The organism is Bacillus sp. UNC438CL73TsuS30 (assembly GCF_000482325.1).
In the GTDB taxonomy this organism is placed as follows: domain Bacteria; phylum Bacillota; class Bacilli; order Bacillales; family Cytobacillaceae; genus Neobacillus.
This window is the reverse complement of sequence record NZ_KI535297.1, coordinates 61,356-76,579: the sequence shown is the minus strand read 5'-3', so window position 1 is coordinate 76,579 and position 15,224 is coordinate 61,356. Positions and strand designations below refer to the sequence as shown.

Sequence of the window (15,224 nt, the reverse complement as noted above, 5' to 3'; positions counted from 1 at the left end):
TTCATAACATCAATAATTTCATATCCTGTTAGATTCTAAGATGAGTATCGAAAGAAATTCGAAGCTGTAAGGTGTATAGGCTGCTACTATCATAATGCTAAAAATCTTCCAAATCCCCGTAATAAGCCTTTTCAATAATCTTTTCAATATCAGAAGCTTTGGTTAATCTAGGATTAACAAAAACGTTTCCGCTCCTCATCGAATCTTCCACTAACTTCGGCAATAGATCTAATGAGACTCCCAAATCCTTAATATTAAGGGGAATTTTCATCGCTTGATTCATTTCAATAACCGTTTCAATGGCTTTTTCAGCAGCTTGGATAGTCGTTAATCCGCTTACATCTTTCCCTAATGCAATGGCTATATCCTTATACCGATCGGCACACGCGGGCAAATTAAATTTCATCACAAACGGCAAGAGAGCAGCATTTGCAATTCCATGCGGAATATTAAAAACCCCTCCAAAAGTATGAGAAATGGCATGTACATTTCCCAAACGGGACTGCGAAAACGCTACTCCGGCAATCATAGAGGCAACAAGCATGTTTTCCCTGCTTTCAATATCCGTTCCGACAAAGTAAGCTTTTGTTAAGTTTTCTCCAATCATTTTTATAGCCTGCATCGCAAATGCCTGGCTGACTGGATTAGCCGTCTTGGATGTATAGGATTCAATCGCATGGGTCAAAGCATCCATACCTGTTGCTGCCGTAATTTCCTGAGGCAGTCTTAATGTAAGGGCAGGATCCAGGATCGCTACATCTGAAAACAAATGGGAACTAAGAACACCTAACTTAAAGGACGTTTCTTTATTCGTAATAACGGTTGAATTCGTTGTTTCACTTCCTGTTCCAGAAGTAGTCGGAATCGCAATGATCGGGAGTGGTGGAATCGTAATCTTTCCCACCCCTTCATAATCCAAGATATGGCCCGGATTGACTGCCATTATGGCAATTCCTTTTGCCGTATCAATACTGCTTCCGCCACCTACAGCAAGGACAGCTTCACAGCGATGCTCCTTAAGAAACTCTGTTCCTCTATGAATGGTTTCAGCCGAAGGATTTGGTTCTACCTCATCGAATATTTGATAATCTAGATTAACCGCTTGGAGGGATCTTTCTATTCCTTCCAAAAGATTGGCTCCTCTAACTCCTCGATCCGTTACAATTAAAACGTTCGTTACCCCTAATTCTTTAACGATTTCTCCCGTTTTTTCAGAAACTCCATTACCGCTTTCCACTCGTGTCGGCATAAAATATGTAAACGGCATTAGTGACATTCAGATTCTCCCCTTTTAATAGTATTTTCATAGAGTTTATGCCCTGACTCTTACAAGGCTTTTCGAAGTAATTCTTCTAAACTACTTTGCGTTGGTACTCTTGGGTTATTGCGAATAAGACGATCAATTTGAAGTGTCTTCTCTGCGATCTCAGGAATATCGTCTTCTTTAATCCCAATATCCGAAAGATGTGTTGGCAGCCCAATCTCTTGAAGCAATTCCAATACTGCTTTTGAAGCTGCCAAAGCTGCTTCCTTATCGGAAAGTCTTCCAGTATCTATATCAAACGCTTTGGATATGTTGATCATTTTTTCTGTTTCTACGGATGCATTATACTCCATAACATATGGAAGCAAGAGACCTGTGACCTCTCCATGCGGTGCCTTAACAAGACCGCCAATTGGGTATGCTAACGCGTGGGCTGCAGCTGTTCCCGCATTTGAAAAAGACATTCCCGCAAGTAGGCTTCCCAAAAGCATATTGGAGCGGGCCCCAACGTTGCTTCCTTGCAGCACAGCAAGCGGCAGGTTTTTAGCAATCAGTTCAATCGCACGGTATGCAAGCGCATCACTGATCGGCATCGAACCTTGAAATAAGATATTTCCCTCCGCTTGAATATAAGGTGACGGTTTAGCGGTATAAGCTTCAATCGCATGTGCCAACGCATCAATTCCAGAACAGGCTGTTACGTATGCAGGAAGCCCTATTGTAAGCTCTGGATCAAGAAGGGCCACAGTCGGCCGCAGATAATTATCCGAAATGCCAACTTTTAGGTTATTCTCTGCATCTGTCAATACGGCAACTGAAGTCACTTCCGAGCCAGTTCCTGCTGTCGTTGGTATCGCAATCAGAGGGGCAATCGGACCAGGAACTTGGTTTTCTCCGCCATAATCAAGCGGATGTCCGCCATGGGCGACCAACAAAGCGGAAATCTTCGCCATATCAATGCTGCTTCCTCCACCAAGGCCAATGACTGCATCGATATCCATTTGTGATTTAGCAAACTCATAGCAAGCAAAGGCGGATTCTACAGGCGGCTCCGGTACGACCAGGTCATAGACAACCGTATGGTAGTTGGCTTGTTCCAACAAAGATAGGACTCTGTCTAAAATACCAGCATTTTTGATTCCCGGGTCAGTAACCAACAGTATATTTTTTGCTTTTAAACGTTGCAGGATAGAGTCCAATTGCTGAATCGCACCATTTCCAAAGACAATTCTCTCCGTTGAAAAAAAATCCCATGTGTTTCTCATATCTTCTGACCTCCGCAGTTATAAATTGATGACGACAAGTTTTTCATCGGTCATTTCTTGAATAGCATAATGTGGTCCTTCCTTACCAATCCCGCTATCCTTCACGCCTCCATATGGCATAACATCTGCACGATAGGTTGAGACATCATTGATGATGACACCGCCAAATCGGAGTTCCTGCGCTGCCCGCATGACGAGATTAATATCGGATGTAAACAAACCAGCCTGTAATCCGTATTTCGTATCATTTGCTTGAATGAACGCTTCATCAATATCATCAAACGGAAGTATATTGATAATAGGAGCAAACACTTCTTGGCAAACGACCTTCATTGTTGGCTTAACATCTATTAAAATAGTAGGTTCAAGGATTGATCCATTCCGTTTACCTCCATGTGCCAAAACTGCCCCATCCCTTAATGAATCCTGGATCCATTCTTCTGCACGTTTCGCTTCTTTCTCAGATATCATCGGTCCAATATCTGTCGCAGGGTCTGTTGGGTCACCGACTTTCAAACTTTGTGCGACTTTAACCGACTTTTCAACAAACAAATCGTAGATGTCTCGGTGAACATAAACACGCTGTACAGAGATACAGGCTTGTCCTGCATTCACATAACCGCGCGTCACACACAGCTCAACCGCCCTATCCAAATCAGAAACATCCTTGTGAATGATGTTTGGGGAGTTATTTCCTAATTCTAGGACAACCTTGCGAATCCCCGTATTATTCTTAATATGCCGCCCTACTCCTGGGCTGCCTGTAAAGGTGAACATCGAAATCCGTTCATCCTCTAATAGATATTGACCTGTTTCCTGACCCAATCCGTTCACCACGTTAAGAAACCCTGCTGGTAACCCTGCTTCGGACAAGATTTCTGCAATCTTGCATGCAATAAGAGGGGTTACTTCAGCTGGTTTCAACACGACTGTATTTCCTGCAGCTATTGCAGGAGCTACCTTATGTATGGTGAGATTAAATGGAAAATTAAACGGAGTAATCGCACCAATAACTCCTACCGGAACGCGGACGGTAAACGCCATTTTGTTCTCATTTCCGGGCTGTCCTAGTGGAATACCTATACCCGCGATTCGCTTTGCTTCTTCGGCTGAAGCAATCAAAGTTTGAATTCCTCGATCAATTTCCCCCCGAGCATCTTTCAATACTTTGCCCACTTCATGAACTAGAATCATAGCAAGCTCTTCTTTTCTTTCTTTGGCAATTTCAGCTGCACGCATTAAGATCTCATATCGTTGAATGGTACTTAGCTTTTTGGTTTGAAATGTTTCAAACGCATTGGTTACTGCCTCAGAAACGATCCTTCTAGAAGCATTGCCGACCCTTGAAATTTCTTCTCCCGTATATTTGTTTACAACAGGGATGGTATTTTGATCCAGAATCCATTGTCCATTTATAAAATGTCCATAATTTATCTTATTTTCAAGTGCAACAGTGCTCATAACATTTTCCCCCTCTGACAATCAAAATCGACATTAAAAGGCCGTAAATATTTGACATTAGTTAATTTTTCTTTCCTCATACGACTTCAAATGAAATATCCTATAAAGCGTTTACATTTTTATTAATTCTCCTGCTCAAGAAATTGACTAGTTTTAGATTAGAAACAATTCTCCTCTATCATCCTCCTCTTCGTTTTAAGAACATCTCCAAAATAATATATTATTTTATAGAAAATATACCACATAATATATAATTTTGTAAATATTTTTAAAAATTAAAATCCAACAATTTATCTAGAAAACCTATTAAAATAAGAAAAAGTCTTTGTTTTAATAGGTTTTCTGAAAAATTTAATGATTTAATTTCTAAATGTTTTAATATATTATTTTCAATAAATCATTAAAAGTGATATATTATTTTTAATGAAAAAGTTTTGTATTATCCTAAATTTCTTGATTTGTTCTATTTTTGGAAGGTATATTTACAATAAGAAGAAGTTGATTTTATCGTGTATAATCGGTTACAGACTATTTCTTAAGAAAACCCACAATATTTCATACATTTTTTAGATAGGGGCAATAGGATGATAAAGGAAAAAGAAAGAGGAGAGACTACGGAGTATGTCTACAATTTACTTAAAGAAAGAATATTCGAATGGACGTTAGCTCCTGGGGAAAAAATTAATATCAGACTTTTAGCAAAGGAAATTAACACTAGCCCAATTCCACTTAGAGAGGCTCTATCACGCCTTCACTCAGAAAAGCTCGTAGTTTTACAACCAAACAAAGGTTATCATGTTAGCAAAATTTTAAATGATGACGATATGAAAAAAATGTTAGAAGCTCGTTTTTTAATGGAAACCCATGCAGTGCGAAATATTATCCAGTTCAATAAAATAAGTGTTATTGAAGAAATGTCCAGATTAAACAAGATGATGATTTCAACAAATATGGGGTCTACAAATAAAAAAGTAATTATTTTCACCCATCTAGATCAGCAATTTCACTATTCTATCATGAATGCAGGGGGAAACCCCTTCCTTTCCGAAGCATATCAGGGCATGCATTGTCATCTTCACATTGCCCGTTTTTACCATGTTAAAGGTGAGGTCGACCAAAAAGAGGCACCAGCCGAACATCAAGAAATAATTGAAGCGATTCGTACACGTGACGTATATAGAGCTGAAAAGGCTATTTTCCATCATATTAATGATTCCTTAATGCGTTTATTAGATCGGAAAAAGTAATCATCCGATTGAGTGGTCGACAAGTACTTAAAATTCACAAAAAAGGCTTCTTTATTAAGAAATAGAAGCCTCATTATGTTTTTTAATTTTACTTCTTCAAGATCTTTTAGCATTTCCGTTTGTATGTTTCATTAGTAATAAATATCCTTTCTCTAATTAACACATCAATTGATATGATTCTTTTAAAAGTACTAAAAACTCTTGATTTAGCTCGTCTACACTATGGAATCTAAAATTATTGTGAAATCTGTTTTTGGAAACTTGTTCAATTTTATTAATCTTCTCGTGTTCAATTTGATGGTTTGTTACTAAATTAAAATCTAACCATTTCTTTTTTGGATGAACTCCTCCAAAGGAAGATTTATTCAAAAGATGAATAGATGTCTTTTTAAACTCAATTTCAAATGGACCTATTTCTTCCAATAAAATGAGTATTTTTGAATATATTTCATAAACATTAGATGCCTTATTTGAGAATAATTCATCTTCTGACATATTGTCATCTCCTTATTTCTTTTTACCAAAGTAGATTGTATTATTATTTATTTTGCCTCTTTTTACATCATTTTACCATTATCTTTATTAAACTAAACGCCCTCAATAAAGAAAGCAATATCTCCTGATTTCTCTGTTTCTCTTAGATTTTCATAGTAGTTTACCTTTCGGTAATTACTTAATCGTTGGGTGAACATTACTGAAAAGGATAAAACTGGACTATTTGAGAAAAAAGACTTATAGCCCACCAAACCATTTACTTGCAGAAATTGGAGGATGAGTAAAAAAGTAATCGCATTGGTGGATATCCACATTTCTCATGGAGATTCATTACACCCTTTTTATAAATGTAAAAACCATGCGACACCTATAAAAGTTGATTTCTCCAAAAATCCGGTTGAGAATTATTTTAAAAAAGCTGTGTCAAACTTGGTTGTTGATTTCCGCTCCAGGATACTCGCACCTTCCGCTCCAATCAACGCTGTTTAAAAATAAATATTGTTCTTTAACAAAGCCTAAAAAAAGACAAAACAAGAAAGGTTTCTCGTTTTGTCTCTTTTTGTTCATATCTTTAAAAATCTCTTTGTACATTTTAAAACCGTATGCTGAGGAACATTTTAAATTGCCCATTTTTACGGCTTATAAATTAAAACATAATCACCAGGTCCAGTTAGGGCCACTCCAAGAACAACTGCAATTAAAATAAAGTTATATTCATATCCTCCCTCAGTAAGCCAAAAACCATTTTTACCATGGACAGTAATGATTGCATCAATCATCACAATAATGATTAGGACTGCACCTAACCAGGTGAGGATGCCGGCGGAAAAAAGGAGACCTCCTATAAGTTCAAATATTCCGGCAAGGATTGCCCAGGTTCTTCCACCTGTCTTAATTCCAATCGTACCTAAAAATTCACCGAACTTTACTACTCCTGGTCCCCCAAACCAGCCAAATAATTTTTGGGTTCCATGCCCTACAAACGTAAGACCAATAGCCAAACGTATAATCAAAAGGCCGATATTAACCATTCCCATACCTCTCCTTTCTTTAAGTGTAGATCATTAATATTGACTCACTTCTAAAAGATTTTTGCTTTTTTTATCAGCGCAGATAAATTTATTTGAAATAATTTTTCTAAAATAAAAACAACTAGAGAAGGCCATCGAAGAGCCTTTCTAGTTATTCTTTCCACTTACTGTTCTTTTACCTTCGCACGTTTAATAAAGAACGCTAAAATAAAAGCGGCAAATGCAATACCAGTTGCAACAATAAACGCATCATTAATCCCGTCAATGGTCGCTTGCTGCATCGATTGCCCATAAACCAAATAGGTTGTCAGTTGTTTTCCTGCTGCAGCCGGAATGTGGGCATAACCCGATAAGACCTGCGTAAGCTGCGAAAATTTATCAGCAATAAAAGGATTCGAACTTGTAACAGTATTGGTAAAATCACCATAATGAGCCCCTTGCCTTGTCGACATGACCGTTACAAGAAGCGCCGTCCCAATACTACCTGCAACCTGTCTGGCCGTATTAGAGGCCGATGTCCCGTGCGCACCAAGATGACGTGGTAATTGGTTAAGTCCCTCTGTCATAACTGTCATCATAATAAAGGACATCCCAAACATCCGCATGACATATAGAAATAAGATATGACCATAGCTAGTTGTCATACTTAGACTTGTAAACTGCCATGTGGTTATGACCGTAATCGCTAAGCCGATAACCGCCAGCCATCTTGCACCGATTTTATCAAAAAGAGCTCCTGAGATTGGTGACATAATCCCCATTACGATGGCACCAGGAAGCATCAATAATCCTGATTCTAATGCCGTGTAGCCACGAATATTTTGCAAATAAATCGGCAGCAGAATCATCGCACCGAACATCGCCATATTCACGATCATACTAATAATGGTCGTTAAAGCAAAAATATCATATTTAAAAACTCGCAAGTCCAGCATTGGCTTTTCAGCGGTTAATTCACGCCACACAAAAGCGACTAGAGAAATAATTCCGACCGCTAAGGAAACAATGACGGTACCGCTGTCCCAACCATCATTGCCTGCCTCACTAAAGCCATACAATAAGAAGCCGAAACCTAAGGTTGAAAATAAAAATCCTGGGAAATCAAATTTCGGATTGGTTACCTTCGTTACATCCTTCATCCACAAGAAGCTTAGAATTAAATCAAGTACGCCAATTGGAATAACAATGTCGAACAATAATCTCCATGAATAATGTCCGATCAGCCAACCGGACAAGGTTGGTCCAATTGCAGGGGCAAAAATCATGACAATTCCCATGATCCCCATTGCCTTTCCTCGTTTTTCCGGAGGAAATAAGGCGAAAAACACGGTCATCAATAGCGGCATAATAATACCCGCCCCACTGGCTTGGATAATCCTTCCGATCATCAACATACTAAAATTGGCGGACAGGGAACAAACCAACGATCCTAGTGTGAAGAGAAGAATGGCAGAGATAAATAGTTTCCTAGTCCCAAACTTTTCAATCAAGAAGGCTGTAACAGGAATCGCTATTCCGTTAACCAGCATATAACCTGTTGAGAGCCATTGAACCGTATTCGCCGAAACACCTAAATCATTCATAATATGCGGGATGGCTACATTCAATAAGGTTTGATTCAGAATGGCAACAAAGGCACCAAGCATTAACGCGACAAGCACTTTTCCTGTTCCTGAATTCCCTTTCTCGTCAGCAGCCTTTTCTTTTTCCCGCTTCTTGCTAACTTCTTCTTGTTGTACATCCGCAACATATTCCAAGGCCGGTTCAGCAATCGCCGAATCTTCCAGCATTTCTTCCACTTGATGGGATAAATCCTGCTGGGTATTCGCCTCAACCTCTTCAGTTTCCAAACTTATTACCTTTAATTCATCATCATTGATTTTCGTTTGAACAGGATTTTCCTTACCCTCTTGATCCACCACTTTCGTTGGAAGCATGTTCCGCTTTCTTTGTTTGATCATCGTAAAATTTATAATAAGTAAAACCAATATGGCTAAAATAACATAACCCGTGATATATATGGACATTTTATCACCTACTTATGAACTCTTACTGTTACGTTCATACCAGGGACAATGGCAACACCTTTATTATCATCAATGGATACTTTTACAGGAACAACCTGTGTAACTTTTGTGTAATTACCTGTGGTATTTGTACTAGGCAATAAAGAGAATGTCCCTGAAGTTGCTAAGCCGATTTGTTTTACTTTTCCCTTTAATTCGCTATTTGGGAAAGCATCCACATAAATATCGACATCCTGGCCGACTGCGATTTCATCAATACTTGTTTCTTCAATATTGGCTGTTACCCATAATTTATCCAGATTATAGACTTGGGCAAGCGGTGTCCCTGCGGCAACAAAAGAATCTTGAACGGCATTACTTTGCACAATCGTTCCATCCGTTGGAAGTGTCACATTCATTTTGACAGGTTTACCATCCGCGCCAGTAGTAGTAATGGTTCCAACTTTATCATCATTTGAAAAATGGTCGCCAACATTGGCATTCCAAGATGTTAATTTTCCGTTTGCCGTGGCAGCAATCGTCACCTGTTGTCCAGCAATTTGGGCATTGTCAGTTGTTAAATAATTGACTGATTTATTGTAATAGGCATAAATCCCAAAACCTCCCCCTACTAGGACAAGTAACATAATAATGTTGATTAAAAGTAAACGTTTTGCACTCATTAACCCTATTCCTCCTCTATTGTTAGCTTCTGTAAGACAATCTTTTGCAACCGTAACAGCTCCGAGACATCCTCCTCAGGTAAATCAAGGACATCGTTCATTTTATTGATAAAAATAGAATCCGAAGAATGAAACTGATCTAAGACCGATTTTCCTTTTTCTGTTAAATGGATGGAGACCACCCTTCTATTTTCAGGGGGAATTACCCTTTCGACTAAGCCCATTTGAACTAATCGTTCAATCACATTACTTGCCGTACTGTTCGTCATTCTTAATTTTTCGGCAAGTTCTCCTAAACTAATATTGGGATTCGTCGCAAGCTTGTAGATTGCCTTTAATTGGACTGTCGTGAGTCCTAATTTATCCGCATCAAATTTAATCAGTCTTTTGATGGCTTTATTGATCGCTAAATATGATTCATAGATCTCATTATTTAGTACGGCCATCTCTGCTCTCCTTTCTCTTATTCTTCTAAACTTTCCCACCGGAATATTTCGTATGCGAAATAATCTTTACAGAAATACATTATAATCAGTGGACAATTAAGTGTCAATATAAAAAATGACACATTGTCATATGTCCATTGACATTAAATTATAGGCCTATTATCATATAGTTAGGATGAATTATGACAAATTGTCATATGATGTAAGGAGTGAAATCGTTGCCAAAACCAACGTTTTTAAATTTATCAAAAGAAAAACAAGAAGGATTATTGAAAGCTGCGAAGAAGGAATTTTCACGGGTTCCATTAAATGAAGCATCCATTTCAAATATCATTAAGGATGCTGGTATACCCAGGGGAAGCTTTTATCAATATTTTGAGGATAAGGAAGATGTGTTCTATTTTTTATTAGATGAGCATTCTACTCGGAATAATGAGCGCTTTATTTCCATCTTAAAAATGAATGAAGGAGATTTATTTCAGTCCTTTATCGATTGGTTTAAATCCACTCTCATCACCTTTGAAGAACAGGAAAATCGCCAATATTTTAAAAATACCTTTTTAAACATGAATTATCGAATCGAAAAAGCGATAACACAGAATATTTATGAGGAAAAAGCAAAATGCAGATTCATGGGAATCATACACTCGATCAACTCGGAAAATTTAAATGTACAAAATGAAGAAGAATTACACCATATCTTTAAAATCATGACGGCCGTAATGCTTCGAAATCTCGTTTCTGTCTTTGCGAGGGAAATTCATATGAATGATGCAATGAAGGCATTTTCTTTGGAGCTGGATTTACTTAAAAGAGGGTTCTATAAGCAATAAAAAAATAAGTGCAAGGCCCCTCCCATATACTGGATAGGTGCCTGGCACTTATTATATTTCTATACTATACAATTAAACGCTCATCATTAAAGTAAATCATTTCTGTAAGAAATTTTGGATCTTGAATTTTTTTAAATGCCTCTTTTGCTTCTTTTTCTGTGTCAAATTCAAACATGTTAACATTGTTTTTTGAATAGACTGTGATGATCCACATAAAAATATATTCCTCTTTTCATAGATTAATAGAAATGATTTAACTAAACGGATTTGCTATACAGCTGTTTCTTTCTTGATTTCCAAGGCATTTGTTTCCTTATTTGCCCTAATTTCTTCATTCAGTTTACACGCTTCTTGCAGATATTCTGTCTCATACCCACTTTTAAAGCCCCAAACATAAAATACTAGGGATAAACCGGCAATTAAGAGCATATCCCAGCCGTATGGGATAATGTCCTTTCCGCCAAACTTGTTACTTCCTAAATAGGATACACACATCATACATAATAGGTATACAACCATCCATAGACCAGCGAGAAAATTCCGGCGGAACCCCTTCCATTTCACTTTTATTTGATAGTAAAAATAAATCGGAAGACCAATCATAATAAATAATAAGACCTGTCCGGTTAACGGCCAACATGCCCAATATAAGGTTAAAGAAGCAAAAACAAACCCGCATGGAGCAATAATGCTCAGTCCTTTTAGCTTGATTGGCCGATACAAACGTTCCCCTGTCCTTCTTAATGTCATGACGGTAACGGGTCCTGTAATATAAGAAATTAACGTCGCAACAGAAATGACTTCCGCGAGTTTCCCCCAGCCTCTAAACAAGAACAAAAATAGAAACGATACAGCCAGGTTTAAGAACATTGCCGGACGTGGTACGCCATACAGCGGATGAATTTTTCCAAACACTGCCGGAAAATACTTATTCTTTTGCATCCCATAGATCATCCGCGCTGTTGTGGCGGTATACGTAATAGCTGTTCCTGATGGAGAAATAAAAGCATCAGAATAGAGTATGATGACGAGCCAGTTCAGGTTTAGTGCAATAGCCAAATCAGCAAAAGGAGAATTAAAATTTAACAGATTCCAGCCATGGACAAGTAAGGAAGGATCGACAGACCCAATAAAAGCAACTTGCAAGAGAACATAGATCATCGTTGCAATCAGGACCGAACCTACAACCGCAATTGGGATGGAACGGCCGGGATTCTTAGCCTCACCTGCCATATTGATTGGACTTTGAAAACCATTGAATGCAAAAATTATACCCGATGTCGCAACAGCTGTAAAGACACTTGACAAACTATGACTTTCGCCTCCTGAGTTCAACGTAAAATTCCCGCCATGAAAACCTGCAAATAAGAGGGAGCCAATCGTCAGTCCAGGGATGATGATTTTAAAAACCGTGATTAGAGAGTTCGCTTTCGCAAATAAGCTAACCGTCCAATAATTAATGAGAAAATAGATAAATAAAAATACAGAAGCAAGCAATAAGCCATTTAAGGTTAGACCTCCATTTACTACCAGTTGGTGAGTCCACTGAGCCCATTTCCAAGGCAACGAACTCATATATTGAACAGAAGCAATGGCTTCAACGGGAATAACAGAAACAATGGCAATCCAATTGGACCAACCGGCAAGAAACCCAATAAACGACCCATGAGAATATTGCGTATATTTCACCATTCCCCCTGCTTCAGGGAACATCGAGCCTAATTCACAATAAGAAAGAGCAATAAATAAAATAACCGTCATTCCGATGAGCCAGGAAAAAATCGCTGCAGGACCGGCGATTTGAGCCGCTCTCCAAGCCCCAAATAACCAGCCAGATCCGATCATCGAACCTATCCCCACCATTGTTAAGGCAAACGTTCCCATCCTTCTTTGTAATTGATTGTTCATCCATTCAACCTCTTTCTTGTTTAAATAACTTTTAAAAAATACAGAGATCCCATTCCTGAGCCAAATGTTTTAATAATCTAACACCTGTCAGGCTATTCCCAAATTCATCAATTGCCGGTCCATAAATGCCGATTCCACAACCGTCTTGAAAGGGATAATCTCTATTTTTATTTGGCGGAACTAAGGCTAGGATCCCTCCGGATACTCCGCTTTTTGCCGGGAGCCCGACAAATGCCGCAAATTTACCGGAAGCATTGTACATTCCACAAGTAATCATCAAAGCTTTGGTCAGTCTGGCCACTTCTTTAGGCAAAACCTGTACGTGTTGGATAGGATGATAGCCATCATGCGCCAAGATCATTCCAATCATGGCGATATCTTCTGTAGTCACTTCCAGCGAACAAAGCTTTAAGTAAACTTCAAGTGTTTCCTCCACCTCGGCTTCTAAAAAGCCAGTCTCTTTTAAATAGTAAGCCAAAGCCCGGTTTCGATGAGCTGTTTGCCATTCGGATTGAAACACTTCCTCATTCAGGTTTGGACGTTTTCCAATCATCCTCTCAATTAATTGATTAACATTTTCTAGTTTACTTTGCGACGAATCCCCAGGAAGCATGGAAGCAACAGTAATGGCACCTGCATTGATCATCGGGTTAAATGGCTTTCCCGGTTTATGCATTTCCAAACGAATGATCGAGTTAAAGGGATCACCCGTTGGTTCGACATCAACCCGGTCCAACACATAAGAAATACCACGGGTTACACATGCTGTAATAAAGCTGATTACTTTTGAGATACTTTGTAATGTAAATGGGACTTGCCAATCCCCTGACCGGATGGTTGAACCTGTTGGCAATGCAATACAAATTCCCAGCTGAAATAGGTTTGCCTTCCCCAAAGCGGGAATATAGCTAGCACATTGGCCTTCCGTGGCAAAAGAGCGAAAATGAGTCACCAATTCATCCAACCCATCTATTCTTTGATCATGAACCTCTTGTTTTATCACTTGAACCAATTTCTTCAATCCTCCTTTAAAGTTTTTTTCATCAATGAAAATGAAATCTCCTTTTTATCAAAAAATGTTAAAGTTAGAAAACGCTTTCGAATTGTAACTAGAAAAATATAATTGATTCTATAATCTGCACTACAAAAGAAAACGTAAATCTACAGAAAGTTTTTTATCTTTAAAATAAAATTTTTTAACCTGGCTCTGGCATTGTGTTCAGATATTTCTACCTGTATACTGATGTTCAGACAAACAGGAAGTGATCATCTTGAATTTCAGCCCACTACTTAAAAAGGACATCCATACACTTATTTTGATGTTGATAACGGTCCCATTAGCAGGTGTCATCAATTTTTATCCAATCAATGCCGCCTTCCGAATCAGTTTTGGGGTGCCTACCTTTTTATTCTTTTTGTTATTATTTCGTAAGATTCCGCCTGTCTTACCTGGTTTTTTGACCGCTATAAATATTGTAGGATTTCGTATCCTGCTAGAATTTATCCAGGATGAGCATTTTCATTGGGTAAGTTCTTTTCAAGACAATTTTTCAAGCTTTTTCTTTTATTTTGCTTATGCTTGTTTCTTTTATTTAGCAAGAGTCAACCGATTTCATAACCGGCTTTTGGTCATCGGATGGATTGGCATTTTCATCGAAATCCTATCTGATGTCGTTGAATTGACCGTTCAATACATCGTTTTAAGTACAACGATTAAATTCTCGGCGATAAGTGAAATCCTGATGATGGCGATTTCGCACAGTTTTATTGTTCTTAGCTTTTTTACCATCATGCAGCTGTATCAGGCGCAAGAAAGAGAAAGACAAATTCGAAAACAAAATGAGCATATGCTCCTGTTGATTTCCAACCTATATGAAGAATCGATTCATTTAAAAAAAACGTTGGTCAATGCCGAAAACATCACAAAAAAATCCTATGATTTATACAAAGGCTTATCTGAGTTGAAAAACGTTCCGAGTATTGCCAATTCAATCGAGGATTTCTCTAGGGAGGCGTTGAATATCGCTGGAGAAGTTCATGAGATTAAAAAAGATAATCAGCGTATTTTTGCAGGACTTTCGAAGCTCATTTCCGTTGAACGTTTTGCGGATTATATGGAACTAAACGAACTGATTTCCATCATAAAACGGACAAACGAAAAATATGCCTCTTTACTAGGTAAAGAGATTCACATTGAGTATTCCATTAGTGGAGTTCATCCTCCCTACCACGCGTTCACTCTTCTATCAATCATCAATAATATTGTCACAAACGCGGTAGAAGCAATCGACCATGTCGGAACCATCACCATTAACGTACAAAGGAATCTAGAAACAATTGAATTTCAAATCGGCGATAACGGACCTGGTATCCCATCAAGGCGAAAAAATGCAATTTTTAAGCCAGGGTTTACCTCGAAATATGATCAGTCCGGAAATCCCTCTACTGGTATGGGATTATCGTTTGTTAGAGAAATGATGGATCAACTTGAGGGTGAAATATCAGTGGAGGATCAACCAGAAGGAACAGGATCGATTTTTACGATTCAATTATCTGAGACTCAGTTAATAAAGAAAGGGTGATTC

At 38.3% G+C, this 15,224-nt stretch carries 15 protein-coding genes; 4 read left to right on the top strand and 11 right to left on the bottom strand.

What is annotated here, in order from left to right; translation table 11 throughout:
- Window positions 1-97 precede the first annotated feature (97 nt).
- From M028_RS0124245 to M028_RS0124235, 3 genes are read right to left on the bottom strand one after another with little or no spacing between them, the layout of a single operon-like run.
- On the bottom strand, window positions 98-1,276 hold the full coding sequence (locus tag M028_RS0124245) for an iron-containing alcohol dehydrogenase (protein WP_026576152.1): 1,179 nt from the start codon (window positions 1,274-1,276) through the stop codon (window positions 98-100).
- Between the two features lie 50 nt (window positions 1,277-1,326).
- Window positions 1,327-2,529, bottom strand: a complete 1,203-nt coding sequence (locus tag M028_RS0124240) for a hydroxyacid-oxoacid transhydrogenase (RefSeq protein WP_026576151.1) — start codon at window positions 2,527-2,529, stop codon at window positions 1,327-1,329.
- An 18-nt stretch (window positions 2,530-2,547) separates the two neighbouring features.
- Window positions 2,548-3,990: an aldehyde dehydrogenase family protein gene (locus M028_RS0124235; RefSeq protein ID WP_026576150.1), complete on the bottom strand. Its 1,443-nt coding sequence runs from the start codon at window positions 3,988-3,990 to the stop codon at window positions 2,548-2,550.
- 584 nt (window positions 3,991-4,574) lie between these two features.
- On the opposite strand from M028_RS0124235, the gene M028_RS0124230 reads away from it, so the two are divergent.
- Complete coding sequence (locus tag M028_RS0124230) at window positions 4,575-5,237, top strand: GntR family transcriptional regulator (RefSeq protein ID WP_026576149.1); 663 nt, start codon at window positions 4,575-4,577, stop codon at window positions 5,235-5,237.
- A 156-nt stretch (window positions 5,238-5,393) separates the two neighbouring features.
- Here M028_RS0124230 and M028_RS0124225 read toward each other — a convergent pair whose 3' ends face one another.
- On the bottom strand, window positions 5,394-5,732 hold the full coding sequence (locus M028_RS0124225) for a DUF5655 domain-containing protein (protein ID WP_026576148.1): 339 nt from the start codon (window positions 5,730-5,732) through the stop codon (window positions 5,394-5,396).
- Window positions 5,733-6,008: 276 nt separating this feature from the next.
- Between M028_RS0124225 and M028_RS33070 the strand changes: the two genes are divergently transcribed.
- A complete protein-coding gene (locus M028_RS33070) occupies window positions 6,009-6,221 on the top strand; it encodes a hypothetical protein (RefSeq protein WP_026576147.1) in 213 nt (70 codons plus the stop codon).
- A 143-nt stretch (window positions 6,222-6,364) separates the two neighbouring features.
- Here the strand turns inward: M028_RS33070 and M028_RS0124215 are convergent, their stop codons facing one another.
- From M028_RS0124215 to M028_RS0124200, 4 genes are all read right to left on the bottom strand, one after another.
- Window positions 6,365-6,763, bottom strand: coding sequence for a DoxX family protein (locus M028_RS0124215; protein WP_026576146.1), 399 nt, complete (start codon window positions 6,761-6,763; stop codon window positions 6,365-6,367).
- Window positions 6,764-6,927: 164 nt separating this feature from the next.
- Window positions 6,928-8,790 (bottom strand): DHA2 family efflux MFS transporter permease subunit, encoded by a 1,863-nt coding sequence (locus M028_RS0124210; RefSeq protein ID WP_026576145.1) that lies wholly within the window; start codon window positions 8,788-8,790, stop codon window positions 6,928-6,930.
- Window positions 8,791-8,798: 8 nt separating this feature from the next.
- On the bottom strand, window positions 8,799-9,452 hold the full coding sequence (locus tag M028_RS0124205; protein ID WP_026576144.1) for an HlyD family secretion protein: 654 nt from the start codon (window positions 9,450-9,452) through the stop codon (window positions 8,799-8,801).
- 5 nt (window positions 9,453-9,457) lie between these two features.
- Window positions 9,458-9,898, bottom strand: coding sequence for a MarR family winged helix-turn-helix transcriptional regulator (locus tag M028_RS0124200; protein ID WP_026576143.1), 441 nt, complete (start codon window positions 9,896-9,898; stop codon window positions 9,458-9,460).
- 209 nt (window positions 9,899-10,107) lie between these two features.
- Between M028_RS0124200 and M028_RS0124195 the strand changes: the two genes are divergently transcribed.
- Window positions 10,108-10,731, top strand: a complete 624-nt coding sequence (locus M028_RS0124195) for a TetR/AcrR family transcriptional regulator (RefSeq protein WP_331280336.1) — start codon at window positions 10,108-10,110, stop codon at window positions 10,729-10,731.
- A 64-nt stretch (window positions 10,732-10,795) separates the two neighbouring features.
- Here M028_RS0124195 and M028_RS33455 read toward each other — a convergent pair whose 3' ends face one another.
- Genes M028_RS33455 through M028_RS0124180 form a run of 3 tightly spaced genes read right to left on the bottom strand, consistent with a single transcriptional unit; the run spans window position 10,796 to window position 13,651 of the window.
- Window positions 10,796-10,945: a hypothetical protein gene (locus M028_RS33455; protein ID WP_197031471.1), complete on the bottom strand. Its 150-nt coding sequence runs from the start codon at window positions 10,943-10,945 to the stop codon at window positions 10,796-10,798.
- Between the two features lie 56 nt (window positions 10,946-11,001).
- Window positions 11,002-12,639: an APC family permease gene (locus tag M028_RS0124185; RefSeq protein WP_026576141.1), complete on the bottom strand. Its 1,638-nt coding sequence runs from the start codon at window positions 12,637-12,639 to the stop codon at window positions 11,002-11,004.
- Window positions 12,640-12,670: 31 nt separating this feature from the next.
- Window positions 12,671-13,651, bottom strand: a complete 981-nt coding sequence (locus tag M028_RS0124180) for a glutaminase (RefSeq protein WP_155925775.1) — start codon at window positions 13,649-13,651, stop codon at window positions 12,671-12,673.
- Between the two features lie 250 nt (window positions 13,652-13,901).
- Here M028_RS0124180 and M028_RS0124175 point away from each other — a divergent pair, with 250 nt between their 5' ends.
- A complete protein-coding gene (locus M028_RS0124175; protein ID WP_026576139.1) occupies window positions 13,902-15,221 on the top strand; it encodes an ATP-binding protein in 1,320 nt (439 codons plus the stop codon).
- The last annotated feature ends 3 nt before the right edge of the window (window positions 15,222-15,224 follow it).

Excerpts from the sequence above, each read along its gene's own strand:
- M028_RS0124215 (WP_026576146.1), bottom strand. The coding sequence starts at position 6,763 with ATGGTTAATATCGGCCTTTTGATTATACGTTTGGCTATTGGTCTTACG.
- M028_RS0124240 (WP_026576151.1), bottom strand. The coding sequence starts at position 2,529 with ATGAGAAACACATGGGATTTTTTTTCAACGGAGAGAATTGTCTTTGGA.
- M028_RS0124225 (WP_026576148.1), bottom strand. The coding sequence starts at position 5,732 with ATGTCAGAAGATGAATTATTCTCAAATAAGGCATCTAATGTTTATGAA.
- M028_RS33455 (WP_197031471.1), bottom strand. The coding sequence starts at position 10,945 with ATGTGGATCATCACAGTCTATTCAAAAAACAATGTTAACATGTTTGAA.
- M028_RS0124235 (WP_026576150.1), bottom strand. The coding sequence starts at position 3,990 with ATGAGCACTGTTGCACTTGAAAATAAGATAAATTATGGACATTTTATA.
- M028_RS0124230 (WP_026576149.1), top strand. The coding sequence starts at position 4,575 with ATGATAAAGGAAAAAGAAAGAGGAGAGACTACGGAGTATGTCTACAAT.
- M028_RS0124205 (WP_026576144.1), bottom strand. The coding sequence starts at position 9,452 with ATGAGTGCAAAACGTTTACTTTTAATCAACATTATTATGTTACTTGTC.
- M028_RS33070 (WP_026576147.1), top strand. The coding sequence starts at position 6,009 with ATGAGTAAAAAAGTAATCGCATTGGTGGATATCCACATTTCTCATGGA.
- M028_RS0124185 (WP_026576141.1), bottom strand. The coding sequence starts at position 12,639 with ATGAACAATCAATTACAAAGAAGGATGGGAACGTTTGCCTTAACAATG.
- M028_RS0124200 (WP_026576143.1), bottom strand. The coding sequence starts at position 9,898 with ATGGCCGTACTAAATAATGAGATCTATGAATCATATTTAGCGATCAAT.
- M028_RS0124245 (WP_026576152.1), bottom strand. The coding sequence starts at position 1,276 with ATGTCACTAATGCCGTTTACATATTTTATGCCGACACGAGTGGAAAGC.
- M028_RS0124210 (WP_026576145.1), bottom strand. The coding sequence starts at position 8,790 with ATGTCCATATATATCACGGGTTATGTTATTTTAGCCATATTGGTTTTA.